Raw genomic sequence first — 26,082 nt, 5'->3', positions numbered from 1 at the left:
GGGGATTTTATATTTTGATTATACCATCTAGGCGCCCTTTAAAATAGATGGACAATTGAGCAATGGTTAACGCCCAGTTACTAATCGGCATAGTCCATTTGTTGGATACCTGATTGATGCCAATATAGAGTAATTTTAATAAGCTGTTTTCATTAGGAAAAGCCCCTTTGGTTTTAGTTAATGTCCTAAACTGCCGATGAACCGCCTCTACTGCATTGGTCGTGTAAATGGGTTTTCTAATGGCTTTAGGGTATCGAAAATAAGCACTGAGCAACTCCCATTTACTTCGCCAGGATTCTAGCACTATCGGGTATTTTTCACCCCATTTCGTTTCCAGTTCATCAAGGGCAAGCTCAGCAGCCGCTTTAGTATAGCTAGGCGACTTAATTTTGATTACAGCATATGTATTAAAAACAGGTCATCGATAGTGCATCCTGTTTCCATCTTTTTACGTTTAGCTTGAGACCATTTATGTTCTATAGGATTTAAATCTGGTGAATACACAGGCAAATATTCTATCTGGTGTCCTGCGTTTATAATTGCCTGTTCAATATTCTTACCTTTGTGAAAGCTAGCGTTGTCCATAAAAATAACAGAATTTTCAGGAAGTTCTGGGAGCAATATTTTTGTGATCCAAACATAAAAAACATCACGGTTAATATTGCAATCAAATAATCCGATAGCAAAAAGGGTTGTTCCCAATAAAGCGCCAATAACATTTGTTCTTCCCTTAGCACCCCAGTTTTTCAGGCCAAAACAACGGTGACCTTTTGGGGAATAGCCGTGAGTTCGTGGAGTGTCATGTGAAAAACCACTTTCATCAATAAAAACAACAGATTTATCTTTTTTTTCATACTGTTGTCTTTTTTGCTGATGTGCCAGCCTGTCGCTTTCGTTGGTTTTTGGATGGAATAGAGTTTTTTTTATAGGTTAATCCCAGCTTTTTAAGGGATTGCCAAATAGTCTTTTTACAAACACCGAATCGCTCTGCCCGTTCCTTTTGGTAAGCATCTGGATACTGTTCCACATCTTTTGCTAAAGCATTTTTATCGAGCTTCCTCTTACGTGGCGTTGAATTTTTTGGCTCTGGTCGTTTAAGCCAACGTACTAAAGACGCTTTTCCAATACGGAATTGTTTCGCAGTTTCTCGAATTGTTAAACCTTCGGCTTTCCTTACAGATATTACTTTACGTCGAAAATCAATTGTATAACTCATAACACACCTTGTAATCAAAATTAAGTCGCCTAGCTATATCTGCACGATAAACCGGCTTAAAATCAGCCATAAAGGCTTTTTGGTCTTTACTGACAATATAACGTAAGCTATTGCAAATTTGATGAACTACGCATAGCTGAACTTCTGTCTGCGGGAAAATACTGGCCATCGCTTCTGGAAACCCTTTTAATCCGTCAACACAAGCGATTAAAATATCTTGTATACCACGGTTATGTAAGTCAGTCAGAACGCTCAGCCAATGATGTGCTCCTTCTGTTTCAGACATATAGAGTCCTAACCATTCCTTATGCCCATCGGTGGTTAGTCCAAGTACTGTGTAGATTGCCTTATTGATATAGTGACCATCTGTTTTATCTTGTAATGAATGGCATCGAGCCAGACAAAAGGATAGAGCGCCTCCAGAGGGCGTTGTTGCCAGGCTTTTAATTCAGGGAGTAATTTGTCAGTAATATGCGTAATAGCTCCATCTGATATTTCCAGTCCATATAATTCTGCAACATGTTTTTGAATATCACGATAACTCATGCCTAATGCAAATAACGATAGGATTTTGTTATCAATATCCTCTGATAATTTTGTCTGATTTTTCTTAATGAGCTGAGGCTCAAAAGCACCTGACCTGTCTCTGGGCGTTTTCAGTTCAAATTGACCTGATGTCGATTTAACCGTTTTTCGAGTATAGCCATTTTTACGCGTATCGATTGACGTTGTCGATAGGTAGTGCTCTATTTCTGCCTGCAGGGCAGCTTCGGTCAGCTGTTTTATGAGTGGTGTGAGTATTCCATCCGTACCGAGTAAATTTTTACCTGATTGTAATTGCTTCAACGCTTCATCAAAATTAAATGATTGATTTCTCATATGTCATACCTCTTTTTTTGAATTTAAGATATGACACAGATTTTTTGAACACTACCTGAATACGGTAGTAAGCGTCGTAGACGGTCTACTGAGCTTTCATTGGCGAAATGATGACACTGGTTGTTTTGTTTCATCAACTCCGATTCAGACGATTCAAGGTATTTTATCTCTATTATGTCCGTTTATATCTCAGGAAGGATTTCCTAACTTGCCATCATATTCACGCTGCGTAGAGTTACTTCCGCGCAGTGCCTTAGCTTTAACGGCACTGTTTGAGTCAATTAAGGGAAAGTGCACGGGTCTGTCGGTTGCCAGATTCTACTCCTATAGCTGTGTGTGATAACTTACGGATCCGCCGGCATAAAGTCTTCGATGGGATAGCTGAACGAGGAAAAACCTCAACAGGTTGGTTCTTTGGTTTCAAACTTCATGTAATTATCAATCATTTGGGGGAAATACTTAGTTTTCGACTTACACCAGGAAACACAGATGATCGGAAACCATTACCTGAGCTGATAAAAGATCTTTCTGGTTGTTTGTATGCGGATAAAGGGTATTTATCGGCTTCACTGAAACAGCAACTGAAAACAATGGGAATTAACCTTATAACGAATATCAAGAAGAAAATGAAGCCTGTTGAACAGACTTGTTTCGACAAAGCCATCTTGCGTCATGGTTCTGTCATTGAAACGGTATTTGATGAGTTAAAAAATCTTTTTCAGATAGCGCATACGCGGCACCGCTCTCCTGCTAACTTTGTAGTGAATTTATTAGCCGGGCTGGTTGCATATTGTTTAATTCCATCTAAACCAAAGTACCGGTGGCAGGAACATCTCTTCAAGCATAATTGATAATGCTTATCCCGAACTTAGGTTAAATAATAGTATTCTCCTGTCCTAATTCATTATTCACACGAGTTTCGCACAGGCATATAAAATTCCAGAAATGGCTTAAAAGCAATGGTTAATTTGCAAGTTACTAAAACGTATAAATTTGTTTAAATTACAATAAGTTGCTTTTAATTTATAAGATTTTGTCTATTTATATATTATGCTGAATTAAACTTAAAAATAGAGCGTTTTTTTATTGGTGCGAAACTCGTGATTCATTTTCCTCACCCGGCAATGTTAACTAACATTCAGATTTATAGTGAACCTTTTATAAGAAAATTCCTATTTTTTTAATAATTGAAAAAAATCGATTACTAAATAGTGAATTAATTTTTTATTATAGATATTAATAGATTAAATTACTATTTGGGCTTCAAATTGATCAATAAAATATTGATTGAAATATATTTCAGTATTTAGCCAGTTAGTTTAATAAAATGACAATAGACAAACATTGGTGGCATAAAAGCACAATTTTATCTATATTGGAGGATTATTAAACTACATTATTCGTTTAATTTAGATAACATGCAAGTAATAATAGGAGAACGCATGATCACCTTTGATAAAAAAGTTTTATGGATGACATTTTTTATTAGTCCTCTTGCGGTAGCTAATGATAGCCTATTTACCGTTATGGATGACCCTGCAACGGCAAAAAAAGATATTGAAATGTCGATCTCAGGTGGTTATCAAGTACAAACAGGAAACTCAAAGAGTTCAAACTTAACAGCAAAATCAGCACTAACACTCTACTCTTCAAACTTAGCTTATAGCTTTTGGGGAAATGCTACCAATAACTCATCCAATGATAAAAGATCATCGGAAACCTATCAGTTAGGCGCCAGGACTCGATACAATTTAACTAAATATGATTATCTATTCGGCCAAGCTAGCTGGTTAACCGATAGATATAATGGCTTTGATTCTAAAGACGTATTTGCTGTGGGTTATGGCCGACAAATATTTTATGGGCCAATTCATTCACTAAAAGTTGAAGCTGGTCCAAGTGTCAGATATAAACATTTTACTAGTGATGGCCATGAAATAACAGGATTAGGCTACATTGGTGCAAACTATGAATGGAAAATTACTGATAATACGTCATTTAAACAAGGTATATCATTTTTTACCCGACTCAGCAATGACTCTTCCGCTCTCTCAGAAACCGCCTTACAAGTTGCCATGAGTGAACGCCTGTCACTCAATTTGATCTACAACGTTAACTGGAATGATAATCCTCCGTTCTCGGCACCAAAACGGATCAGCACCAAAACATCCATCCAATTAGGTTATGCTTTCTGATAAATCGATTATTAATACTAGTTTACTATAGCTAGGCTACTTAATTTTGATTACAAGGTGTGTTATGAGTTATACAATTGATTTTCGACGTAAAGTAATATCTGTAAGGAAAGCCGAAGGTTTAACAATTCGAGAAACTGCGAAACAATTCCGTATTGGAAAAGCGTCTTTAGTACGTTGGCTTAAACGACCAGAGCCAAAAAATTCAACGCCACGTAAGAGGAAGCTCGATAAAAATGCTTTAGCAAAAGATGTGGAACAGTATCCAGATGCTTACCAAAAGGAACAGGCAGAGCGATTCGGTGTTTGTAAAAAGACTATTTGGCAATCCCTTAAAAAGCTGGGATTAACCTATAAAAAAAACTCTATTCCATCCAAAAACCAACGAAAGCGACAGGCTGGCACATCAGCAAAAAAGACAACAGTATGAAAAAAAAGATAAATCTGTTGTTTTTATTGATGAAAGTGGTTTTTCACATGACACTCCACGAACTCACGGCTATTCCCCAAAAGGTCACCGTTGTTTTGGCCTGAAAAACTGGGGTGCTAAGGGAAGAACAAATGTTATTGGCGCTTTATTGGGAACAACCCTTTTTGCTATCGGATTATTTGATTGCAATATTAATCGTGATGTTTTTTATGTTTGGATCACAAAAATATTGCTCCCAGAACTTCCTGAAAATTCTGTTATTTTTATGGACAACGCTAGCTTTCACAAAGGTAAGAATATTGAACAGGCAATTATAAACGCAGGACACCAGATAGAATATTTGCCTGTGTATTCACCAGATTTAAATCCTATAGAACATAAATGGTCTCAAGCTAAACGTAAAAAGATGGAAACAGGATGCACTATCGATGACCTGTTTTTAATACATATGCTGTAATCAAAATTAAGTCGCCTAGCTATAATAACCTGTTTATTAGTAATTAATATTTTCAATAGACCTATCTAATTAGGTCTATTGAAAATATTATTAAAACTCTTGCAGGGTTGGACGAAACAGAATTTCATTAATATCAACATTTTCTGGTTGTTTTATAGCACGAGTTTCGCACAGGAATATAAAATTCCAGAAATGGCTTAAAAGCAATGGTTAATTTGCAAGTTACTAAAACGTATAAATTTGTTTAAATTACAATAAGTTGCTTTTAATTTATAAGATTTTGTCTATTTATATATTATGCTGAATTAAACTTAAAAATAGAGCGTTTTTTTATTGGTGCGAAACTCGTGATTTATTCTGTTTGTTCTGCTCACTCCTGGGTATTAGAAAGCGCTTTACAGCTAGCAAAAGAGAGAAAAACCGCACTCTTAATTGAAGCTACTTCTAATCAAGTACACGAGTTTCGCAATCTCCAAAAAAGAAGTATAAATTTAAAAACAAAAAAAATTAGGGTGTTTGTATTTTGTCCGGTTATCCATGCATTAAAAATATCTATAAAACGTTCTTACAAGTAAGCAGTGTAAGATACTCTGGTTTGGCGTTATCAGAAGTAAGCCCATCGCCTTTATCTCATGACACTATTAGTCTATGGCTAAAAAAGCAGGTGTTTTCGACCTAAAGACCTGTGGAGATTAGTTGAAACATCTATAGACAAAAAGCCCTTGTGTACTAATAGTTGACGATACACTAATTGCCAAAACACGTAGTAAAAAAATAGAGATGGTTCATTATCAGTATTCAGGTAACGAACATGATGTTATTGCTGGCATAGGTTTAGTTAATTTACTTTGGCATAATCTAACAACTGTTGAATCAATTCTCCTATTGATCACGAGTTTCGCACCAATAAAAAAACGCTCTATTTTTAAGTTTAATTCAGCATAATATATAAATAGACAAAATCTTATAAATTAAAAGCAACTTATTGTAATTTAAACAAATTTATACGTTTTAGTAACTTGCAAATTAACCATTGCTTTTAAGCCATTTCTGGAATTTTATATGCCTGTGCGAAACTCGTGTTGATTATCGTATTTATGATAAAGATTCTGATGGAAAAACAAAAAACACGCACTTTTTCGAAATGCTCGCTCTTGCTAAAAAAAGAGGGATCAAGCCCGAAGCGGTAGCGATGGATGCTTGGTATTCTAGCCGGGATAATCTGAAATCAATTCGATCTCATGGTTGGGTTTGGGTAACTACGCTGAGAAAAAATCGGATTGTTAACCGCAATATACAATTGAACAAGTTAGACATCTCAGAAGAAGGAACTTCAATACACTTACGAGGCTACGGTTGGGTGACAGTTTTCAAATTTATAGCCAAAAACGGCCGTATTGATTACAGAGTAACAAACAAAGACAATCCCACCCGTGAATACGTCAAATCTATCATGGATGCCCGTTGGTCTGTTGAAGTTTATCATCGAGAAGTTAAACCAAATTGTGGTATTGAACGCTGTCAGGCTCGCACGAGCCGAGCGCAAAGAAATCATATTTTTCTCGCTATTTCTGCGTGGTTTGAACAACATAAACGCCGTATATCTGAAAAAATAACTCTTTATCAACAAAATTGGCATGTAATCAAAAATGCTATTGCTGAGCAGATCAGGGGGGTTATTAGTATACACAAATTAGGTTTGTGCGAAACTCGTGTAAAAATAAAACTAAATTGTATAGGAAGTTTTGTTAAGCTCACGTTTAACTTGTTGGAATTAACCTTAATTTATTTTTATATAGAAATTTAAGCAGAAAACTTGCATAAAACAGGCAAAATTAATCTTGAAAATTAAAATTTTTAAATATAATTTGCATAAATTGAACGAATTAAATAACCACAATTAACCTGCGAGAGGGTGTTCATAATTCTGTGTCAGGGGATTTTATATTTTGATTATACCATCTAGGCACCCTTTAAAATAGATGGACAATTGAGCAATGGTTAACGCCCAGTTACTAATCGGCATAGTCCATTTGTTGGATACCTGATTGATGCCAATATAGAGTAATTTTAATAAGCTGTTTTCATTAGAAAAAGCCCCTTTGGTTTTAGTTAATTTCCTAAACTGCCGATGAACCGCCTCTACTGCATTGGTCGTATAAATGGGTTTTCTAATGGCTTTAGGGTATCGAAAATAAGCACTGAGCAACTCCCATTTGCTTCGCCAGGATTCTAGCACTATCGGGTATTTTTCACCCCATTTCGTTTCCAGTTTATCAGGCAAGGGTAGTGTTCAAAAATCTGTGTCATATCTTAAACTCAAAAAAAAGAGGTATGACAATATGAGAAATCAATCATTTAATTTTGATGAAGCGTTGAAGCAATTACAATCAGGTAAAAGTTTACTGGTACGGATGGAATACTCACACCACTCATAAAACAGCTGACCGAAGCTGCCCTGCAGGCAGAAATAGAACACTACCTATCGACAACGTCAATCGATACGCGTAAAAATGGCTATACTCGAAAAACGGTTAAATCGACATCAGGTCAATTTGAACTGAAAACGCCCAGAGACAGGTCAGGTGCTTTTGAGCCTCAGCTCATTTAAGAAAAATCAGACAAAATTATCAGAGGATATTGATAACAAATCCTATCGTTATTTGCATTAGGCATGAGTTATCGTGATATTCAAAAACATGTTGCAGAATTATATGGACTGGAAATATCAGATGGAGCTATTACGCATATTACTGAATTACTCCCTGAATTAAAAGCCTGGCAACAACGCCCTCTGGAGGCGCTTTATCCTTGTAGTGGTTGTAGTGGTCAACTAAAATTGGCCACTACAGTATCGTTACTTGGTCAGATCATCAAAAAACTTTTTCACACTATCTAAGAAACTCTTTGAACGAGGGCTGTTCTTGCCATCACTTTCACCATTCAAGGATTCACCAAATTCCTTCAACAATACTTTTTGTTTTTCATTTAGTTTAACCGGTGTTTCCACCAGGATGCGGCACATTAAATCTCCCGTCATACCACCACGAACAGGCTTCACACCTTTTCCTTTCATGCGGAAAATTTTTCCTGTTTGTGTTTCAGCTGGAATTTTGAGACTTACCCGACCATCAAGTGTCGGTACATCAATTTCACCACCCAGAGCCGCAATCGCAAAATTAATGGGTACTTCGCAATATAAGTTATTTCCATCGCGCTCAAAAATAGCATGTCTTGCGACATTGACCTGAACATATAGATCACCAGCTTGGGCGCCGTTTTCTCCGGCCTCACCTTCACCATTTAAGCGAATACGATCGCCTGTATTAACTCCTGGTGGAATTTTTACTGATAAAGTTTTGTATTTCTCTACTCGACCATGACCATGACATTTAATACAAGGTTCTTTGATGATTTGACCACGACCATGGCAAGTTGGACAAGTTTGTTGAACTGCAAAAAATCCTTGCCGGATTTGAACCTGCCCTGCCCCATGACAAGTTGAGCAAGTTTCTGGTTTCGTGCCTGGTTTAGCGCCACTGCCGTTGCAAACATCACATTTTTCTAAAGTCGGGATACGGATCTCTTTGCTGACTCCGCGAACTGCTTCCTCTAAGGTTAAGGTAATTTCGTACTGGAGATCAGCCCCACGAGCCGATCGCTGACGCCTACCACCACCAAAAATATCACCAAATACATCACCAAAAATATCACTAAAATCAGCACCCGAAGCAAAACCGCCGCTAAATCCACCGCCCATGCCACCTTGTTCAAAAGCTGCATGTCCATATTGATCATAAGCAGCGCGTTTTTGCGCATCAGTTAAAATTTCATAAGCTTCTTTAATTTCTTTAAACTTACTTTCTGCTTCCTTATCACCCTGATTTCGATCTGGATGATACTTCATTGCCAGACGTTTATACGCTTTTTTGATCTCTTTCTCGTCAGCGGTTTTAGTAACACCTAAAACTTGATAATAATCTCTTTTTGCCATATTTATTTTACCCTTAACACACGGAAACGGGCGTAGAGTTCCCCCAACGCCCGTACTCGGTTTTCAGTAACAGAGGAAATGATCCTTAACACCATTACTGTGCCCGCTAAGGGCCACTATTTTTTATCTTTATCCTTGTCGTTGACTTCTTCAAATTCAGCATCAACAACATTATCATCCTGTTTAGGTTGGGCGCCTGCGCCTGCATCAGAGGTGCCTGCTTGAGCCTGCTGTTGAGCTAACTCAAGTAGCTTGGCCGAAGCTTGAACCAAAGCTTGAATTTTCTCTTCAATGATGGCTTTATCTTCACCTTTCACAGCAGTTTCCAGCTCAGAAATGGCTTTCTCTATGTTAGCTTTATCATCAGCAGGTAACTTATCAGCCGCTTCTTCAACTTGTTTACGCGTACCATGAATCAATTGATCAGCCTGATTACGTACCTGAACTAACTCTTCAAACTTACGATCTGCTTCCGCATTTGCTTCTGCATCGCTTACCATTCTTTGGATTTCATCTTCCTTCAGACCAGAAGATGCCTTAATAGTAATCTTTTGCTCGCGGCCAGTATTCTTATCTTTAGCTGATACATGTAAGATACCATCAGCGTCAATATCAAAGGTAACTTCAATTTGTGGCATACCACGCGGTGCCGCTTGGATACCATCCAAATTGAACTGGCCTAATGATTTGTTATCACCTGAGCGTTTACGTTCACCTTGCAATACATGAATGGTTACTGCCGACTGGTTATCTTCTGCGGTTGAAAACACCTGACTATGTTTAGTCGGAATAGTGGTATTTTTGGCAATTAACGTTGTCATTACACCACCCATGGTTTCAATACCTAAAGATAGTGGAGTTACATCAAGTAACAAGACATCTTTCACATCACCAGCTAATACACCACCTTGCACCGCCGCACCCATAGCAACCGCTTCATCAGGGTTAACGTCTTTACGAGGTTCTTTACCGAAAAAGTCAGCAACCGCTTTTTGCACCATTGGCATGCGCGTCTGACCACCAACCAGAATGACGTCGTTTATGTCATTAACATTTAAGCCGGCATCTTGCAGTGCAACTTTCAGCGGCTCCATTAAGCGCTTAACCAAATCTTCAACCAGTGATTCAAGTTTCGCTCGAGTCACCTTAATATTCATATGTTTAGGACCACTTGCATCTGCGGTAATGTAAGGCAGATTGACATCGGTCTGTTGAGCAGAAGAGAGCTCAATTTTGGCTTTCTCTGCTGCTTCTTTTAAGCGTTGCATTGCTAGTGGATCATTGCGTAGATCAAAACCTTGTTCTTTCTTAAATTCATCGACCAAATAGTTGATCAGACGATTATCAAAGTCTCCACCGCCTAAGTGAGTATCACCATTAGTGGCCAGCACTTCATAGGTTTTTTCACCATCAACTTCATCAATTTCAATAATTGAAATATCAAAAGTACCACCACCTAAGTCATATACCGCAATGGTACGGTTACCTATTTCACGATCTAAACCATAAGCAAGCGCCGCTGCCGTTGGTTCATTAATAATACGTTTTACATCTAAACCTGCAATACGACCTGCATCTTTAGTTGCTTGACGCTGAGCATCATTAAAATAAGCCGGTACAGTAATAACAGCCTCAGTAACGGGTTCACCCAGATAATCTTCCGCCGTTTTTTTCATTTTTTTCAACACCTCAGCAGAAACCTGAGGAGGAGCTATTTTTTGCCCCTTAACATCCAGCCAGGCATCACCATTATCTGCGGCTATGATTTTATAAGGCATAATAGAAATGTCACGTTGAACTTCTTCATCTTTAAAGCGACGTCCAATCAGACGCTTAATGGCAAAAAATGTATTTTGTGGATTTGTCACAGCCTGACGTTTTGCCGGCTGCCCCACAAGAATTTCACTATCTTGAGTATATGCAACAATAGAAGGTGTGGTACGATCGCCCTCACTGTTTTCCAATACCCGCGCATTTGTGCCATCCATAATAGCTACACAAGAGTTAGTTGTACCCAGGTCAATCCCGACAATTTTACCCATCTAAACAGCCTCCAAAGGGAATTCTTAACCAATCTAGTTACCAACCTATATGAGGCTCAATGAATTTTTTTCAAGGGATTTTTTCCCTGACCTCAAAAAAAATCTACCTAACGAGAAACCTTGTGACAGGTTGATAGATTGACCATTGGTAACTACGCTATTTATTAATAGTGGGGACATAAAAATATTCATCAAGGGGAAAGTAAAAAAATATTTTTTAAATGAAAAGTCATTTTAATCTTTGTTTTGAACCAAACACTACCTATTATACTTGCTTTATGTAAGCCCTAATAGCATATAAAAATTTATATCCTATTGAATATTATATATTTAATGACATTTAGAGGAATGTATGAGTTCAAATAATATTGCCAATCCAGGCCCATTAGGTTTGATGGGTTTTGGTATGACAACCATTTTATTAAATATTCACAATGCTGGATTTTTTCCATTAACTTCAGTAATACCACGAGTTTCGCACCAATAAATTAAAAGCAACTTATTGTAATTTAAACAAATTTATACGTTTTAGTAACTTGCAAATTAACCATTGCTTTTAAGCCATTTCTGGAATTTTATATTTCTGTGCGAAACTCGTGTCAGGTAAAAATTTACTCGGTACGGATGGAATACTCACACCACTCATAAAACAGCTGACCGAAGCTGCCCTGCAGGCAGAAATAGAACACTACCTATCGACAACGTCAATCTATACGCGTAAAAATGGCTATACTCGAAAAACGGTTAAATCGACATCAGGTCAATTTGAACTGAAAACGCCGAGAGACAGGTCAGGTGCTTTTGAGCCTCAGCTCATTAAGAAAAATCAGACAAAATTATCAGAGGATATTGATATAGCTAGGCGACTTAATTTTGATTACAGCATATGTATTAAAAACAGGTCATCGATAGTGCATCCTGTTTCCATCTTTTTACGTTTAGCTTGAGACCATTTATGTTCTATAGGATTTAAATCTGGTGAATACACAGGCAAATATTCTATCTGGTGTCCTGCGTTTATAATTGCCTATTCAATATTCTTACCTTTGTGAAAGCTAGCGTTGTCCATAAAAATAACAGAATTTTCAGGAAGTTCTGGGAGCAATATTTTTGTGATCCAAACATAAAAAACATCACGATTAATATTGCAATCAAATAATCCGATAGCAAAAAGGGTTGTTCCCAATAAAGCGCCAATAACATTTGTTCTTCCCTTAGCACCCCAGTTTTTCAGGCCAAAACAACGGTGACCTTTTGGGGAATAGCCGTGAGTTCGTGGAGTGTCTGTCATGTGAAAAACCACTTTCATCAATAAAAACAACAGATTTATCTTTTTTTTCATACTGTTGTCTTTTTTGCTGATGTGCCAGCCTGTCGCTTTCGTTGGTTTTTGGATGGAATAGAGTTTTTTTTATAGGTTAATCCCAGCTTTTTAAGGGATTGCCAAATAGTCTTTTTACAAACACCGAATCGCTCTGCCCGTTCCTTTTGGTAAGCATCTGGATACTGTTCCACATCTTTTGCTAAAGCATTTTTATCGAGCTTCCTCTTACGTGGCGTTGAATTTTTTGGCTCTGGTCGTTTAAGCCAACGTACTAAAGACGCTTTTCCAATACGGAATTGTTTCGCAGTTTCTCGAATTGTTAAACCTTCGGCTTTCCTTACAGATATTACTTTACGTCGAAAATCAATTGTATAACTCATAACACACCTTGTAATCAAAATTAAGTCGCCTAGCTATAACAAAATCCTATCGTTATTTGCATTAGGCATGAGTTATCGTGATATTCAAAAACATGTTGCAGAATTATATGGACTGGAAATATCAGATGGAGCTATTACGCATATTACTGACAAATTACTCCCTGAATTAAAAGCCTGGCAACAACGCCCTCTGGAGGCGCTCTATCCTTTTGTCTGGCTCGATGCCATTCATTACAAGATAAAACAGATGGTCACTATATCAATAAGGCAATCTACACAGTACTTGGACTAACCACCGATGGGCATAAGGAATGGTTAGGACTCTATATGTCTGAAACAGAAGGAGCACATCATTGGCTGAGCGTTCTGACTGACTTACATAACCGTGGTATACAAGATATTTTAATCGCTTGTGTTGACGGATTAAAAGGGTTTCCAGAAGCGATAGCCAGTATTTTCCCGCAGACAGAAGTTCAGCTATGCGTAGTTCATCAAATTCGCAATAGCTTACGTTATATTGCCAGTAAAGACCAAAAAGCCTTTATGGCTGATTTAAAGCCGGTTTATCGTGCAGATACTAAAGCGGCTGCTTCTGCCTGCAGGGCAGCTTCGGTCAGCTGTTTTATGAGTGGTGTGAGTATTCCATCCGTACCGAGTAAATTTTTACCTGATTGTAATTGCTTCAACGCTTCATCAAAATTAAATGATTGATTTCTCATATGTCATACTTCTTTTTTTGAGTTTAAGATATGACACAGATTTTTGAATACTACTCTCTCCAAAGTTGTTTTCCCTCGTATAAAGTTGCCATAGGCGTTCGACCGCAACACATTTTTCCTTGATGAGTGCGTTGGTTATTATATTCCGCTAACCATTTATCTAAATCAGCTTGTAATTCATCTAAAGCACTATAGCTTTTCTTACGAAAAGCCACCTGATAGAACTCTTGTAATACAGTTTTATGAAAGCGTTCACAAATCCCATTAGTTTGAGGTGAACGGATCAATATCATTGATAGCGAGATAAAGTTGATAATCGTGATGTTCAACTTTACACAATACTCACTGCCTCTGTCCGTCAGTATACGTAACACCGGTAACTCATGCTGGGAATAAAAAGGGAGAACCTTGTCATTTAATAAATCTGCCGCCGTTATCGCGCTTTTTGTTGTGTAAAGCTTACAATGAACGACTTTACTGTAAGTATCAATGTAAGTTTGTTGATAAACACGACCAACGCCTTTTAAATGACCGACATAAAAAGTATCTTGTGAACCCAGATAACCTGGATGCGCTGTTTCAATCTCACCACAGGCTTCATCATCTTGCGCTTTCTTTTCTAGAGCACTGATTTGTGATTCTGACAGGATAATTCCTTCTGTTGCGATTTTATCTTCAAGCGCTTTTAGGTGTTTTGTAAAATTTTCGAGATTATGGCGCAGCCAAATAGAGCGAACGCCACTCCCCGAAACAAAAATGCCTTTTTTTCTTAGTTCATTACTACTGCGGTGTTGACCGTGTGCAGGGTATTCAATCGCATACTCAACTACAGCGCTTTCAATCTGTTCATCTACTCTATTTTTTACGTTAGGTACCCGTCGATTTTGATTAATTAAAGCGTCTATCCCACCATCGTTAACAAGTTCTTGATAGCGATAGAAAGTATCTCGGGATAACACCCATAACCTTACAGGCTTTTGATACGTTATGAAGCTCTTCAGCGAGGTTAAGTAACCCGACTTTATGTTTGATGATAGGATTATTTGTTTGATACATAGAATTACCTTTTATTTAATTATCTAATGATGTTAATTAAAACCGGTAACGTTCTTTTTCAAATCAGAATTGTCAGATTAAGTTAAGACTAACACAAAATATTTAAATCAAATTTAACCTGACAGGTACTGTATAAATAACCGGTAACTGTCAGATCAAGCCTGAGCGACTACAAATAATCAATATTTTGTATTAACTGTATATAGAATGTATTGAATTTTCTAACCATAAATTTTACCCAGTTTCGATATCGCTTTTTTTGCTAACATATTCATTATGGTTTTAGAGTCAAGATTTGCTGTGGTCAAACCTGTATTTTCTAAGTTTGTCTGCTTTAATTTCGCTTTATATAAAATTAGCTTCTATTAAGTTAGCATCTTTCTCAACGAAGCTTTTTAAAATTGCTTTTAGTTAAGTTTGCACCATTCAGATTAGCTTCTGTAATATTGGCTTTTTTCAAAATAGCGCCTTCTAGATTTGCATTGATTAAATTAGATTCTCTTAACACCGCTTTCATTAAATTACTTTTACTTAAATTTGCACTCTCTAAATTTGTTTGGGTCAGATTAGCTTCTTGTAAGACAGCGCCTTCTAGATTTGCGTTGCTTAAATTAGATTTTACTAATATAGCTTGGGCTAAATTGGTATAACTTAAATCTGCTTGGTGAAGATTAGCTTCTGCTAAATTTGCCTTTTCCAGATTTGCTCCATATAGATTTGCCTGATAAAAATCCGTTTCTATTAGAATAGATTGACTTAGGTCTGCTTTTTTTAAGTTCGCATATCTTAGTTTTGCTTGGTTTAGGTTTGCTCTGCTCAGATTTGCCCCTTTCATTTTTGTCGAAAACAGATTTGCATCTGTTAAATTTGTTTCAGCCATCTCTGCAAGTGTTAAATCTGAGGCGACAATGGTTGCCTTATTTAATTTTGCATACTGTAGATTTGCGTCAGCCAAGATAGATATTCTTATATCTGCTTCCTTTAAATCTGCATCAATAAGCGTTGATCCGATTAAATTAGTACCAAGCATTGTTACTTTATTTAACAAGGCTGAATTTAAATTTGCATTCTTTAATTGAGCCTGTTCTAGATTTGCTCCGTTTAGATTGGTTTGAATTAGCCTGGCTTTATTGAGTATTGAATGCGTTATATTTGCTTTTTCCAGATTTGCTCCGCTTAAGTCGGCCTCGCTTAGATCTGCGAATGATAAATTTGCTCCTTCTAAGTTAATTCCCGATAAATTTTTTCCAGATAGATTTATGCCGGATAAATCTATCTTACCTTCCTTCATGTTAACATTTACATTAAGCCGTTTTTGCAATAACAATAAAGTAGCGACATTTTTAAACTCTTTCTCACTTATTTCTGAAGTAAAACGCTCTCCTTTTTGTCCTTCAACGCTAATAGTTACCCTATCAGGAGAAGAATCACAGGGGCTAATTGTTACTAGACAACCTTTGAAATTAAATTCCATTTTCTCAGGCAAATGATAAGAGTTTGGATCAGCGCTCTTTTCTTCAATAGAGTGAGTTACTGCTTGAATAAAATTATCGTATTGCTTAGATAATTCCCTTTTGATCCCTCCTGCGGTAAAAAAATTTATTATATATTCAAGTAGTCCTTTCGGTGATGTTATTAAATTTTTACCTTCTACATTGTTAACATCCATTATATGATGAGCAAAACTTGAACAACGTTCTGCATTCAAATTTACGTATGCCATATTTTCTATTTTCCAAAAAGTATAAAATAAACTTCATCTGCTTATTTTGGTTTATCCATTTAATAACTTATCTGTGTTAAATAGTAATCAGTCTGTATCACATTTTAACATTGACACGAGTTTCGCACCAATAAAAAAACGCTCTATTTTTAAGTTTAATTCAGCATAATATATAAATAGATAAAATCTTATAAATTAAAAGCAACTTATTATAATTTAAATAAATTTATACGTTTTAGTAACTTGCAAATTAACCATTGCTTTTAAGCCATTTCTGGAATTTTATATGCCTGTGCGAAACTCGTGATTGATGGAGATTATTCAAATAATTAACATTATTGTGATGCCAAATGCGTCTAAGACTTCCAAAATAGCTAATATATTTGTGGTTTTTAATTAAATCCGTTTAACAATAAACTATTGTTTATTATAATATTTATTTTGGGTCCTTCCTAACATTTTCATAAAAGGTGGGCATTGCGCACCGCAGTATTTCACTAGCTAAACGTTTTTGAATTTGTGTCCCATGTCCCATGATATGGGAGGGTCACTTTTATTTTTATTTCATCGAGTTAACGAAAAATTATTTGGATTTTGTGTCCCCTGTTTTATGGGGCATGTCACACGCTATGCCCCATGTGTCCCAATGTCCCATTGATTGTGGAGAATGTCCCATGTCGACGATGAATATTTCTGAGTACGCCAAGCATACGGGTGTAAACCGTAAAACTATCTCGCGATGGATTAAAAGCGGAAAATATATCGTGATGCTCAATGGCGAGATTGATGTTGAAAGCAGTGATGAAAATCTAAAACAGTATCGTGACAGTCATGATCTTCGTATCCAAAACGCAAAGAAAAAACCAGCGCCTCATCAAGCAACGGTCATTGATACTCATGATTTTCAACAACGTGCAGAATCGTTATATGCTTCATTAGTATCAAATGATGAGCAAATCCGCAGTTTGGAAGCATCACGCGCTATCAAAGAGCACTATTTAGCTGAATTGGTAAAACTGGAGCACCGTATTAAATCGGGTGAAGTTCTCCCCTGGTTCGATATGATCAATCAGGTTGGAAAAGAATACGCGCGGATACGTACACGTTTAATCGCTATTGCGCCTGAACATGGCCCCAGACTGCGGGCATTAGCGAACACCGCAAACGACACACAGTTTGTCGCTACCTTGCAGGAAATCATTTATGAGGCCATGGAGGAGTTTAGCCTTGATGACTGTGAACAGGCGGGATAATGCATGACAGCTATTTACCGATGCCCTATTTCAAAAACGCATCGATATCACCCCCCCCCCCCCCCAGAAGCGTTATCACTCAGTAAATGGGCGAATAAATATGCAGTGCTCTCCAAGGAGAACAGTGCGCAAACCGGTAAATTTCGTTCTTTTGCCTATCAGGATGGCATTATGGATGCGGTGACTGATCCGGATGTCACGCAAGTCTCTGTCATGAAATCCGCCCTGGTTGGTTATACCAAAATCCTTGACCATGTGGTGGCCTATTATCTTTCATATGATCCGTCACCCATCTTAGTGGTACAACCGCGTGTGGAGGATGCCGAAGATTATAGTAAAACAGAAATCGCGCCGATGATACGCGATACCCCGAGACTCACGGCTATCGCCCCTGAAGCCAAAGCGAAAGACACTGGCCAGACTATCCTTAAAAAGCAATTTTCAAATGGGGCAAATTTAACCCTGGTCGGCGCGAATTCGCCAGGTGGTTTTCGACGTATTACCTGTCGCATTATTTTATTTGACGAGGTGGATGGTTACCCCTTTGGGGGGGCTGGCGCAGAAGGTGATCAAATCGCACTGGGTATAGCTAGGCGACTTAATTTTGATTACAGCATATGTATTAAAAACAGGTCATCGATAGTGCATCCTGTTTCCATCTTTTTACGTTTAGCTTGAGACCATTTATGTTCTATAGGATTTAAATCTGGTGAATACACAGGCAAATATTCTATCTGGTGTCCTGCGTTTATAATTGCCTGTTCAATATTCTTACCTTTGTGAAAGCTAGCGTTGTCCATAAAAATAACAGAATTTTCAGGAAGTTCTGGGAGCAATATTTTTGTGATCCAAACACAAAAAACATCACGATTAATATTGCAATCAAATAATCCGATAGCAAAAAGGGTTGTTCCCAATAAAGCGCCAATAACATTTGTTCTTCCCTTAGCACCCCAGTTTTTCAGGCCAAAACAACGGTGACCTTTTGGGGAATAGCCGTGAGTTCGTGGAGTGTCATGTGAAAAACCACTTTCATCAATAAAAACAACAGATTTATCTTTTTTTTCATACTGTTGTCTTTTTTGCTGATGTGCCAGCCTGTCGCTTTCGTTGGTTTTTGGATGGAATAGAGTTTTTTTTATAGGTTAATCCCAGCTTTTTAAGGGATTGCCAAATAGTCTTTTTACAAACACCGAATCGCTCTGCCCGTTCCTTTTGGTAAGCATCTGGATACTGTTCCACATCTTTTGCTAAAGCATTTTTATCGAGCTTCCTCTTACGTGGCGTTGAATTTTTTGGCTCTGGTCGTTTAAGCCAACGTACTAAAGACGCTTTTCCAATACGGAATTGTTTCGCAGTTTCTCGAATTGTTAAACCTTCGGCTTTCCTTACAGATATTACTTTACGTCGAAAATCAATTGTATAACTCATAACACACCTTGTAATCAAAATTAAGTCGCCTAGCTATACCTATCGACAACGTCAATCGATACGCGTAAAAATGGCTATATTCGAAAAACGGTTAAATCGACATCAGGTCAATTTGAACTGAAAACGCCCAGAGACAGGTCAGGTGCTTTTGAGCCTCAGCTCATTAAGAAAAATCAGACAAAATTATCAGAGGATATTGATAATAAAATCCTATCGTTATTTGCATTAGGCATGAGTTATCGTGATATTCAAAAACATGTTGCAGAATTATATGGACTGGAAATATCAGATGGAGCTATTACGCATATTACTGACAAATTACTCCCTGAATTAAAAGCCTGGCAACAACGCCCTCTGGAGGCGCTCTATCCTTTTGTCTGGCTCGATGCCATTCATTACAAGATAAAACAGATGGTCACTATATCAATAAGGCAATCTACACAGTACTTGGACTAACCACCGATGGGCATAAGGAATGGTTAGGACTCTATATGTCTGAAACAGAAGGAGCACATCATTGGCTGAGCGTTCTGACTTACATAACCGTGGTATACAAGATATTTTAATCGCTTGTGTTGACGGATTAAAAGGGTTTCCAGAAGCGATAGCCAGTATTTTCCCGCAGACAGAAGTTCAGCTATGCGTAGTTCATCAAATTCGCAATAGCTTACGTTATATTGCCAGTAAAGACCAAAAAGCCTTTATGGCTGATCTAAAGCCGGTTTATCGTGCAGATACTAAAGCGGCTGCTGAGCTTGCCCTTGATGAACTGGAAACGAAATGGGGTGAAAAATACCCGATAGTGCTAGAATCCTGGCGAAGTAAATGGGAGTTGCTCAGTGCTTATTTTCGATACCCTAAAGCCATTAGAAAACCCATTTATACGACCAATGCAGTAGAGGCGGTTCATCGGCAGTTTAGGACATTAACTAAAACCAAAGGGGCTTTTCCTAATGAAAACAGCTTATTAAAATTACTCTATATTGGCATCAATCAGGCAATAAAGTTCAGTAAGATTTTCCATAATTGTTTAATAATGCTCTACTCTTTAATCAAATTGTTAGAGTATTTTAACGAAATATGCACATTCAACTATTTGAATAGCAAGACTTTCACTTTATTTCTTATCCCGAACTCAGGTTATTTAATTTTTTATCTATTGGTATTAATTAAAACAATGCTTATTTTCCTAGTAAGGCTTGCTTTATTGCATTCAATTGACTCCCAATAGTGGCATTTAACATACCGACTTCGGTTTCTAAAATACAATCTTTCTCTTCTAATCTCGAATCTTCAACAATGTCGATATACTCAATTTCTGGTTGTATTTTATGTAGTTCGGTTAATTTACTTTGCAAAAAATTAACTTGCTTATGTGAAATGCGTAAGATAACTTTTTTATGTTGATGAACAAGCGCAAGATTTTGCGCTGATATTTTTATATAAAAGTTCATCAGGTTCATAATTAGCAATAATTTTTCGCATCGCTTCTATAGTGATGTTAACTAATTGGCTTTCAACTTGTTGATAAAAAATTTGGCAATTTATTAAAGTTTGATGAATAATTTCTGCTTGTTGTTGGGCTGATTGTGCCAAACCTTCTTGCCAGCCTGCAGTATAACGAGCTTGATAAATACTATCTGCATCATTTTCAATTTTTCTGGCATGCTGTTTGGCAATATCGATAAATTCTTGGCCATTAAGATAGGATTGATAATCGGCTTTTTTTAAAATTTTTATTTCATCGTTAATGACAATCTGATCATCTATTTGAGTAAATGGTAACATTGTAAATTTACTTCTTTGGTTATATTTTGACATAATATCTCTGCAACAAGTTTATACTTATCGGCTATGATAATATTTTTTTCTATCTTTCACGAGTTTCGCAATCTCCAAAAAAGAAGTATAAAGTTCAAAACAAGAAAAAATTAGGGTGTTTATATTTTGTCCGGTTATCCATGCATTAAAAATATCTATAGCACGAGTTTCGCACCGACAAATAAACAAGTTATTTTTAAGTTCAATTCAACATAATATATAATTCGCAAAAATTGCTAATTCAAATATAAATTATTGAAATAAACATATATTTTATATTATTTAGTATCTTGCGGATAAAACATTATTTTAGCTATTTTTAGAACTTTATATGTCTGGGCGAAACTCGTGTATAGAACATTCTTACAAGTAAGCAGTGTGAGATACTCTGGTTTGGCGTTATCAGAAGTAAACCCATCGCCTTTATCTCATGACACTATCACGAGTTTCGCACCAATAAAAAACGCTCTATTTTTAAGTTTAATTCAGCATAATATATAAATAGAAAAAACCTTATAAATTAAAAGCAACTTATTGTAATTTAAACAAATTTATACGTTTTAGTAACTTGCAAATTAACCATTGCTTTTAAGCCATTTCTGGAATTTTATATGCCTGTGCGAAACTCGTGACTATTAGTCGATGGCTAAAAGTAGATGTTTTCGACCTAAACTAAAGACTTATTGCGATTAGTTCAACCTTCTATAGACAAAAAAAGCCCTTGCGTACTAATTGCCGATGATACATTGATTGCCAAAACACGTAGTAAAAAAATAGAGATGGTCCATTATCAATATTCAGGTAATGAACATGATGTTATTGCTGGCATAGGTTTAGTTAATTTACTTTGGCATAATCTAACAACTGTTGAATCAATTCCTATTGATTATCGTATTTATGATAAAGATTCCGATGGAAAAACAAAAAACACGCACTTTTCCGAAATGCTCGCTCTTGCTAAAAAAAGAGGGATCATACCAGAAGCGGTAGTGATGGATGCCTGGTATTCTAGCCTGGATAATCTGAAATCAATTCGCTCTCATGGTTGGGTCTGGGTAACCACGCTGAGGAAAAACAGGATTGTTAACCATAACAAACAACTGAACAAGTTAGACATCTCAGAAGAAGGAACTTCAATACACTTACGAGGCTACGGTTAGGTGACTGTTTTCAAATTTACAGCCAAAAACAGCCGTATTGATTACATAGTAACAAACAAAAACAATCCCACCCGTCAATACGTCAAATCTATCATGGATGCCCGTTGGTCTGTTGAAGTCTATCATCGAGAAGTTAAACAAAATTGTGGTATTGAACGCTGTCAGGCTCGCACGAGCCGAGCACAAAGAAATCATATTTTTCTCGCTATTTCTGCGTGGTTTGACAACATAAACGTCGTATATCTGAAAAAATAACCCTTTATCAACAAAATTGGGACGTAATCAAAAATGCTATTACTGAGCACATCCGTGTTTTATTAGCGTACCCAAATTAGTTTTGTGCGAAACTCGTGACTTTTTTCCCTTGTGTAGATGCGATGTGAATATCGCCTTAACTTTATCAAGATAATGAAGTTGAGGATTGAAAGTTTCTACTGACAAAGGTTTATCTACTATCTCGTTGATGCCATCTATATCGGTAAAATCGGCAATATTTAATAACTCGCCCTCGTCAGGACTACAACGCCCATCAAACGGTATAAGTTCAGGCTCGTTCCCCCAAAAAGATTCGAATTGCTTACTAAACAATGCATTTATTTCAACTTGCAAAGATTCAGTAAGCGGAAATCTAATAATTCGCGCACCTAGAACGTCAATCAATACAAAAAGATTCATCAAGCCTATTCCTTAATTTGCCACACTAGTGTCTAAAATCCCATGTTCCCAAAGTTGCACAACATAATTCACAATAGTGATGTCATTTATTTTTCTTTTGGTTATTATCAGGTAGGTTATCCCGTCTGCGGTTTCAACTTCATAGAAATGATAGATAGCCAAACAAACCGAGAACAGGATTTACCTGAAAAGCGTGCGTGCTCCACAATACAAACAAAAGCATAAAGGCAGCCATAGCCCAAGCGCCCAAATCTGGTGCAGATACGCCTTTGAGTACCAACGGTAATACATAAGCAGTAAAAAAACCGATAACTTCTTTATCTGCGCTTTTTGCTTTTTTTATATTTATTGGTAAGCGTTCTAGATGTGAGCGTGCTTTATTGACGACAATAATTGCAGTCAATCCGAGAATAAGACATGCCACAAGAGCGATTACTGCAAATTGAAACTTATTACTTGTTACAAACACATATGTTAATGATATAGAAAGTGGAGCAATAGCAGTAAGCGCGAACAAAATATGGATGAGTCGGCTTAACATGCATTACCTCCTCCTTTCCAGTATCACAAAAAGCTTCAAATCATAATAAGATTATAACTGTTGAAATGAAAATACAACGCACATTTTGAAGGTATAAACCCCCCGCTTTCACGTGGGGCTATGCACTACTGCCTTATTTAACCTGAGTTCGGGATAAGCATTATCAATTGTGCTTGAAGATATGTTCCTGCCACAGGTATCTTTGGTTTAGATGGAATTAAACAATATTCAACCCGCCCGGCTAATAAATCCACTACAAAGTTAGCAGGAGAGCGGTGCCGCGTATGCGCTATCTGACAAAGATTTTTTAACTCATCAAATACCGTTTCAATGACAGAACGATGACGCAAGATGACTTTGTCGAAACAAGTCTGTTCAACAGGCTTCATTTTCTTCTTGACTGACACGAGTTTCGCACCAATAAAAAACGCTCTATTTTTAAGTTTAATTCAGCATAATATATAAATAGAAAAAATCTTATAAATTAAAAGCAACTTATTGTAATTTAAACAAATTTATACGTTTTAGTAACTTGCAAATTAACCATTGCTTTTAAGCCATTTCTGGAATTTTATATGCCTGTGCGAAACTCGTGTTGTGATTAATTTAGACATAACTATTTCTCCGTAGTTAAACGAATGGTTAAGGTTATTTGGGAATTAAAAAAGAGTGTGAATTTAAACTGAGATTTCAGTCAAAATTAGGCAAAACCAGAATTCACTATGAGCGGTAAGTAATTGATTTATGGTGAGTGAAATTGCTTATTTTCGCCTGTAAATGCATATATTAAATGGGCTATATTTTTTAACCGATTGATATTTAAGCTTTATTTTTTATTTAATATCTTATTACCATTAAATAAAGCTAAACTACCTTTACAACGACTTATATTTTTTTGACTCCTTACCCAACTTGCCACAATTAATAAGGTCGCTATCAACCAAGTAACCAGATTATTTGGCGGCCAAGATGAAAAGAAAACTAACAAGCCAATTCGCACATGAACACCCATTGAAAAAAGCTATGTCAGCCACGAAACATTGATATTAAATTTCCAAAGAACCACGTTGTTTATTTCTACTCTGTATCAATTGAATCATATGATAAAGACCATCATCATCAGGACGTCCATGATTCATCAACCAGTTGAACAAATCAGGATCTGCATACTCTAGTAAACGAACAAACAGACATTTCTCATCCTCCGTAAGTGAATCATATTCATACTCAAAAAAAGGCATAATGGCGATGTCCAACTCGCGCATTCCTCTACGACAAGCCCAGTGGATCCTGGGTTTATTATTGATATCCATACGATAAAATAACCTTAAAAACTTTTGTGAATAATTTTTGATTCCATATCAGAATTTAGCATAGCAAATTCTCATCAATATCGAAATGATTTAAGTAACATTTTTGTAAAAACCACAACTAACCACTAACTAAAAACTTTATATAGATAAATTATTCGACATTAATTTTGTTAGTTAATTTTAATAATATTACTTGCTTTGTCTGTTAGCTATTTTACCATTATGACTACTCTTATCCAAGTTACTAGCGGATGAACACATGACAAGCCTAAATAAATTTACACCAGCAACTTGTGAAATAGACCATCAATTACCCTTAACGTTAATGTCACTTAATGATTGGAGTTTCATCACAGCAACAGGGGTTGATGCTGAAAAATATCTACAGGGTCAATTAACCGCGGATATTGCTACATTAACTGCACAACAACATATATTTACCGCCCACTGTGATGCCAAAGGAAAAATGTGGAGCACACTACGTTTATTTCATTATAACCAAGGCTTTGGCTATATTTTACGCACTAGTGTGGCAGTAAAACAACTTACTGAACTGAAAAAATACGCGGTTTTCTCGCAAATAACACTCAGCCAGCAGCACAATACTGTGCTGTTAGGTGTTGCCGGCCAAGGAATTCGTGACGCATTGAGCAGCCACTTTTCTCTATTACCCGATAAGGAAAAGCACGTTATTCATCTAGGACAGGCGACTTTACTGCACTTTAGTTTACCGTTTGAACGTTTTTTAATTGTTACTGATAGCGCAACTGCCGCTGAACTGACAAAACATTTCCCCCAACATGGTGATAGTCAGCAATGGTTAGCTTTCGATATTGCCGCTGGAATTGCTAATATTGATGTTGAGAATAGTGAACAATTTATTCCTCAAGCCGTTAATCTACAGGCATTACCCGCAAGTATTAGTTTTCAGAAAGGCTGCTATAGCGGGCAAGAAACAGTCGCTCGAGCAAAATATCGCGGCGCCAATAAGCGTGCCATGTTTTGGTTAACGGGGACAGCAAATACGCTGCCAAAAACTGGAGATGCTATCGAGTGGAAAATAGGTGATAACTGGCGGCGCACTGGAACAGTATTAGCTGCTGTTACCATGACAAAAGGTTTTATTAGTGTGCAAGTTGTCATGAATAATGATATGCCTAAAGAGAGTATTTTTCGGCTGGTTGGCGAAACCAATAGTCAGCTCACTATTCAACCTTTGCCTTACTCATTGCCGGAAGAGGAATAGCATATCCGTCGATTGCTAATAAAAAGTTATTCAAATAAGCAGTTTTCATATTAGCAAAACAGGGATCCTGAAAATATCCCTGTTATAAAATCAATACCTCACGAGTTTCGCACCAATAAAAAAGCGCTCTATTTTTAAGTTTAATTCAGCATAATATATAAATAGAAAAAATCTTATAAATTAAAAGCAACTTATTGTAATTTAAACAAATTTATACGTTTTAGTAA

Annotated in this window: 23 protein-coding genes and 15 pseudogenes; 16 read left to right on the top strand and 22 right to left on the bottom strand. The window is 36.8% G+C overall.

Annotation, left to right across the window (positions count from 1 at the left end; genetic code table 11):
• Positions 1-7: 7 nt before the first annotated feature.
• From AYJ55_RS06145 to AYJ55_RS06125, 4 genes and pseudogenes are all read right to left on the bottom strand, one after another.
• Positions 8-370, bottom strand: a pseudogene (locus tag AYJ55_RS06145) (transposase); the annotation flags it as partial.
• A 23-nt stretch (positions 371-393) separates the two neighbouring features.
• Complete coding sequence (locus tag AYJ55_RS06140) at positions 394-882, bottom strand: IS630 family transposase (protein ID WP_063653499.1); 489 nt, start codon at positions 880-882, stop codon at positions 394-396.
• Positions 851-1,216, bottom strand: coding sequence for an IS630 transposase-related protein (locus AYJ55_RS06135; protein WP_063653415.1), 366 nt, complete (start codon positions 1,214-1,216; stop codon positions 851-853). Before AYJ55_RS06135 ends, AYJ55_RS06140 begins: the two co-directional genes overlap by 32 nt.
• 40 nt (positions 1,217-1,256) lie before the next feature.
• A pseudogene (locus AYJ55_RS06125) lies at positions 1,257-2,095 on the bottom strand (IS256 family transposase); the annotation flags it as partial.
• Between the two features lie 51 nt (positions 2,096-2,146).
• Between AYJ55_RS06125 and AYJ55_RS25185 the strand changes: the two are divergent.
• From AYJ55_RS25185 to AYJ55_RS35650, 6 genes and pseudogenes are all read left to right on the top strand, one after another.
• A pseudogene (locus AYJ55_RS25185) lies at positions 2,147-2,942 on the top strand (IS982 family transposase); the annotation flags it as partial.
• Positions 2,943-3,537: 595 nt separating this feature from the next.
• On the top strand, positions 3,538-4,290 hold the full coding sequence (locus AYJ55_RS06115; RefSeq protein ID WP_063654904.1) for a DUF481 domain-containing protein: 753 nt from the start codon (positions 3,538-3,540) through the stop codon (positions 4,288-4,290).
• Between the two features lie 64 nt (positions 4,291-4,354).
• A complete protein-coding gene (locus AYJ55_RS06110; RefSeq protein ID WP_063654903.1) occupies positions 4,355-4,720 on the top strand; it encodes an IS630 transposase-related protein in 366 nt (121 codons plus the stop codon).
• Positions 4,644-5,177: an IS630 family transposase gene (locus AYJ55_RS06105; protein WP_162505291.1), complete on the top strand. Its 534-nt coding sequence runs from the start codon at positions 4,644-4,646 to the stop codon at positions 5,175-5,177. The genes AYJ55_RS06110 and AYJ55_RS06105 overlap by 77 nt, the downstream gene beginning before the upstream one ends.
• A 317-nt stretch (positions 5,178-5,494) precedes the next feature.
• A pseudogene (locus tag AYJ55_RS32725) lies at positions 5,495-5,641 on the top strand (class II D-tagatose-bisphosphate aldolase non-catalytic subunit); the annotation flags it as partial.
• A gap of 59 nt (positions 5,642-5,700) precedes the next feature.
• Positions 5,701-6,861, top strand: a pseudogene (locus AYJ55_RS35650) (transposase); the annotation flags it as partial.
• Positions 6,862-7,119: 258 nt separating this feature from the next.
• On the opposite strand, the pseudogene AYJ55_RS06090 reads toward AYJ55_RS35650, so the two are convergent.
• A pseudogene (locus tag AYJ55_RS06090) lies at positions 7,120-7,455 on the bottom strand (transposase); the annotation flags it as partial.
• A gap of 141 nt (positions 7,456-7,596) precedes the next feature.
• On the opposite strand from AYJ55_RS06090, the pseudogene AYJ55_RS32720 reads away from it, so the two are divergent.
• Positions 7,597-8,076: pseudogene (locus AYJ55_RS32720) on the top strand (transposase).
• On the opposite strand, the gene dnaJ reads toward AYJ55_RS32720, so the two are convergent.
• Both dnaJ and dnaK read right to left on the bottom strand, forming a co-directional pair.
• Positions 8,035-9,171: a molecular chaperone DnaJ gene (dnaJ, locus tag AYJ55_RS06080; RefSeq protein ID WP_063654898.1), complete on the bottom strand. Its 1,137-nt coding sequence runs from the start codon at positions 9,169-9,171 to the stop codon at positions 8,035-8,037. The pseudogene AYJ55_RS32720 and the gene dnaJ sit on opposite strands and share 42 nt — an antisense overlap.
• A gap of 116 nt (positions 9,172-9,287) precedes the next feature.
• Positions 9,288-11,213, bottom strand: coding sequence for a molecular chaperone DnaK (dnaK, locus tag AYJ55_RS06075; RefSeq protein ID WP_063654897.1), 1,926 nt, complete (start codon positions 11,211-11,213; stop codon positions 9,288-9,290).
• A 352-nt stretch (positions 11,214-11,565) separates the two neighbouring features.
• Between dnaK and AYJ55_RS25170 the strand changes: the two are divergent.
• Together AYJ55_RS25170 and AYJ55_RS25165 are read left to right on the top strand one after the other, a co-directional pair.
• Positions 11,566-11,679: pseudogene (locus tag AYJ55_RS25170) on the top strand (acetate uptake transporter); the annotation flags it as partial.
• 97 nt (positions 11,680-11,776) lie between these two features.
• A pseudogene (locus tag AYJ55_RS25165) lies at positions 11,777-12,067 on the top strand (transposase); the annotation flags it as partial.
• Between the two features lie 23 nt (positions 12,068-12,090).
• On the opposite strand, the pseudogene AYJ55_RS06070 reads toward AYJ55_RS25165, so the two are convergent.
• A pseudogene (locus AYJ55_RS06070) lies at positions 12,091-12,504 on the bottom strand (transposase).
• Between the two features lie 47 nt (positions 12,505-12,551).
• Complete coding sequence (locus AYJ55_RS06065; RefSeq protein WP_063653415.1) at positions 12,552-12,917, bottom strand: IS630 transposase-related protein; 366 nt, start codon at positions 12,915-12,917, stop codon at positions 12,552-12,554.
• Between the two features lie 40 nt (positions 12,918-12,957).
• Between AYJ55_RS06065 and AYJ55_RS25160 the strand changes: the two are divergent.
• Positions 12,958-13,508: pseudogene (locus tag AYJ55_RS25160) on the top strand (IS256 family transposase); the annotation flags it as partial.
• On the opposite strand, the pseudogene AYJ55_RS25155 reads toward AYJ55_RS25160, so the two are convergent.
• The 4 genes and pseudogenes from AYJ55_RS25155 to AYJ55_RS06045 form a co-directional block, all read right to left on the bottom strand.
• Positions 13,508-13,636, bottom strand: a pseudogene (locus AYJ55_RS25155) (IS256 family transposase); the annotation flags it as partial. The pseudogenes AYJ55_RS25160 and AYJ55_RS25155 overlap by 1 nt on opposite strands.
• 50 nt (positions 13,637-13,686) lie before the next feature.
• On the bottom strand, positions 13,687-14,595 hold the full coding sequence (locus tag AYJ55_RS06050; protein WP_063654894.1) for an IS481 family transposase: 909 nt from the start codon (positions 14,593-14,595) through the stop codon (positions 13,687-13,689).
• On the bottom strand, positions 14,552-14,692 hold the full coding sequence (locus AYJ55_RS32715; RefSeq protein ID WP_245677283.1) for a helix-turn-helix domain-containing protein: 141 nt from the start codon (positions 14,690-14,692) through the stop codon (positions 14,552-14,554). The genes AYJ55_RS06050 and AYJ55_RS32715 overlap by 44 nt, the downstream gene beginning before the upstream one ends.
• A gap of 382 nt (positions 14,693-15,074) precedes the next feature.
• Positions 15,075-16,400 carry a pentapeptide repeat-containing protein gene (locus AYJ55_RS06045; RefSeq protein WP_063654893.1) on the bottom strand — a complete coding sequence of 442 codons (1,326 nt, stop codon included), beginning with the start codon at positions 16,398-16,400 and terminating at the stop codon, positions 15,075-15,077.
• 698 nt (positions 16,401-17,098) lie between these two features.
• On the opposite strand from AYJ55_RS06045, the gene AYJ55_RS06040 reads away from it, so the two are divergent.
• Both AYJ55_RS06040 and AYJ55_RS06035 read left to right on the top strand, forming a co-directional pair.
• Positions 17,099-17,668, top strand: coding sequence for a MerR family transcriptional regulator (locus AYJ55_RS06040; RefSeq protein WP_063655142.1), 570 nt, complete (start codon positions 17,099-17,101; stop codon positions 17,666-17,668).
• A gap of 105 nt (positions 17,669-17,773) precedes the next feature.
• The gene (locus AYJ55_RS06035) at positions 17,774-18,346 is read left to right on the top strand and encodes a phage terminase large subunit family protein (protein ID WP_245677281.1); all 573 of its coding nucleotides are present in this window, start codon (positions 17,774-17,776) and stop codon (positions 18,344-18,346) included.
• Here the strand turns inward: AYJ55_RS06035 and AYJ55_RS25150 are convergent.
• Both AYJ55_RS25150 and AYJ55_RS06030 read right to left on the bottom strand, forming a co-directional pair.
• A complete protein-coding gene (locus AYJ55_RS25150; protein ID WP_222703438.1) occupies positions 18,277-18,765 on the bottom strand; it encodes an IS630 family transposase in 489 nt (162 codons plus the stop codon). The genes AYJ55_RS06035 and AYJ55_RS25150 overlap by 70 nt on opposite strands.
• Complete coding sequence (locus tag AYJ55_RS06030) at positions 18,734-19,099, bottom strand: IS630 transposase-related protein (RefSeq protein WP_063653415.1); 366 nt, start codon at positions 19,097-19,099, stop codon at positions 18,734-18,736. Before AYJ55_RS06030 ends, AYJ55_RS25150 begins: the two co-directional genes overlap by 32 nt.
• Positions 19,100-19,135: 36 nt before the next feature.
• Between AYJ55_RS06030 and AYJ55_RS06025 the strand changes: the two are divergent.
• Positions 19,136-20,105: pseudogene (locus tag AYJ55_RS06025) on the top strand (IS256 family transposase); the annotation flags it as partial.
• Positions 20,106-20,280: 175 nt separating this feature from the next.
• On the opposite strand, the gene AYJ55_RS35645 reads toward AYJ55_RS06025, so the two are convergent.
• On the bottom strand, positions 20,281-20,553 hold the full coding sequence (locus AYJ55_RS35645; RefSeq protein WP_074167944.1) for a FliH/SctL family protein: 273 nt from the start codon (positions 20,551-20,553) through the stop codon (positions 20,281-20,283).
• The gene (locus AYJ55_RS06020; RefSeq protein ID WP_162505350.1) at positions 20,498-20,920 is read right to left on the bottom strand and encodes a hypothetical protein; all 423 of its coding nucleotides are present in this window, start codon (positions 20,918-20,920) and stop codon (positions 20,498-20,500) included. The genes AYJ55_RS35645 and AYJ55_RS06020 overlap by 56 nt, the downstream gene beginning before the upstream one ends.
• Before the next feature lie 348 nt (positions 20,921-21,268).
• Between AYJ55_RS06020 and AYJ55_RS30530 the strand changes: the two genes are divergently transcribed.
• Positions 21,269-21,421 carry a hypothetical protein gene (locus tag AYJ55_RS30530; RefSeq protein WP_187153183.1) on the top strand — a complete coding sequence of 51 codons (153 nt, stop codon included), beginning with the start codon at positions 21,269-21,271 and terminating at the stop codon, positions 21,419-21,421.
• Between the two features lie 130 nt (positions 21,422-21,551).
• Positions 21,552-22,415, top strand: a pseudogene (locus AYJ55_RS31710) (IS701 family transposase); the annotation flags it as partial.
• Here the strand turns inward: AYJ55_RS31710 and AYJ55_RS06005 are convergent.
• The 5 genes and pseudogenes from AYJ55_RS06005 to sdhE form a co-directional block, all read right to left on the bottom strand.
• Entirely contained in the window at positions 22,375-22,758 is a 384-nt protein-coding gene (locus tag AYJ55_RS06005; protein WP_162505349.1) for a hypothetical protein, read from the bottom strand. The pseudogene AYJ55_RS31710 and the gene AYJ55_RS06005 sit on opposite strands and share 41 nt — an antisense overlap.
• A 136-nt stretch (positions 22,759-22,894) precedes the next feature.
• Positions 22,895-23,296, bottom strand: a complete 402-nt coding sequence (locus AYJ55_RS06000) for a hypothetical protein (protein ID WP_063654887.1) — start codon at positions 23,294-23,296, stop codon at positions 22,895-22,897.
• A gap of 137 nt (positions 23,297-23,433) precedes the next feature.
• Positions 23,434-23,706: pseudogene (locus AYJ55_RS05995) on the bottom strand (transposase); the annotation flags it as partial.
• Between the two features lie 416 nt (positions 23,707-24,122).
• On the bottom strand, positions 24,123-24,308 hold the full coding sequence (locus tag AYJ55_RS35640) for a protein YgfX (RefSeq protein WP_074167943.1): 186 nt from the start codon (positions 24,306-24,308) through the stop codon (positions 24,123-24,125).
• A gap of 34 nt (positions 24,309-24,342) precedes the next feature.
• Positions 24,343-24,609 carry an FAD assembly factor SdhE gene (sdhE, locus tag AYJ55_RS05990; protein ID WP_063654885.1) on the bottom strand — a complete coding sequence of 89 codons (267 nt, stop codon included), beginning with the start codon at positions 24,607-24,609 and terminating at the stop codon, positions 24,343-24,345.
• Between the two features lie 259 nt (positions 24,610-24,868).
• Between sdhE and ygfZ the strand changes: the two genes are divergently transcribed.
• Complete coding sequence (gene ygfZ, locus AYJ55_RS05985) at positions 24,869-25,855, top strand: tRNA-modifying protein YgfZ (RefSeq protein WP_063654884.1); 987 nt, start codon at positions 24,869-24,871, stop codon at positions 25,853-25,855.
• Positions 25,856-26,082: the final 227 nt, after the last annotated feature.

The sequence above is a fragment of the Candidatus Arsenophonus triatominarum genome, from assembly GCF_001640365.1.
Classification (GTDB): Bacteria; Pseudomonadota; Gammaproteobacteria; order Enterobacterales; family Enterobacteriaceae; genus Arsenophonus; species Arsenophonus triatominarum.
This window is presented reverse-complemented; position numbering and strand designations above follow the sequence as displayed.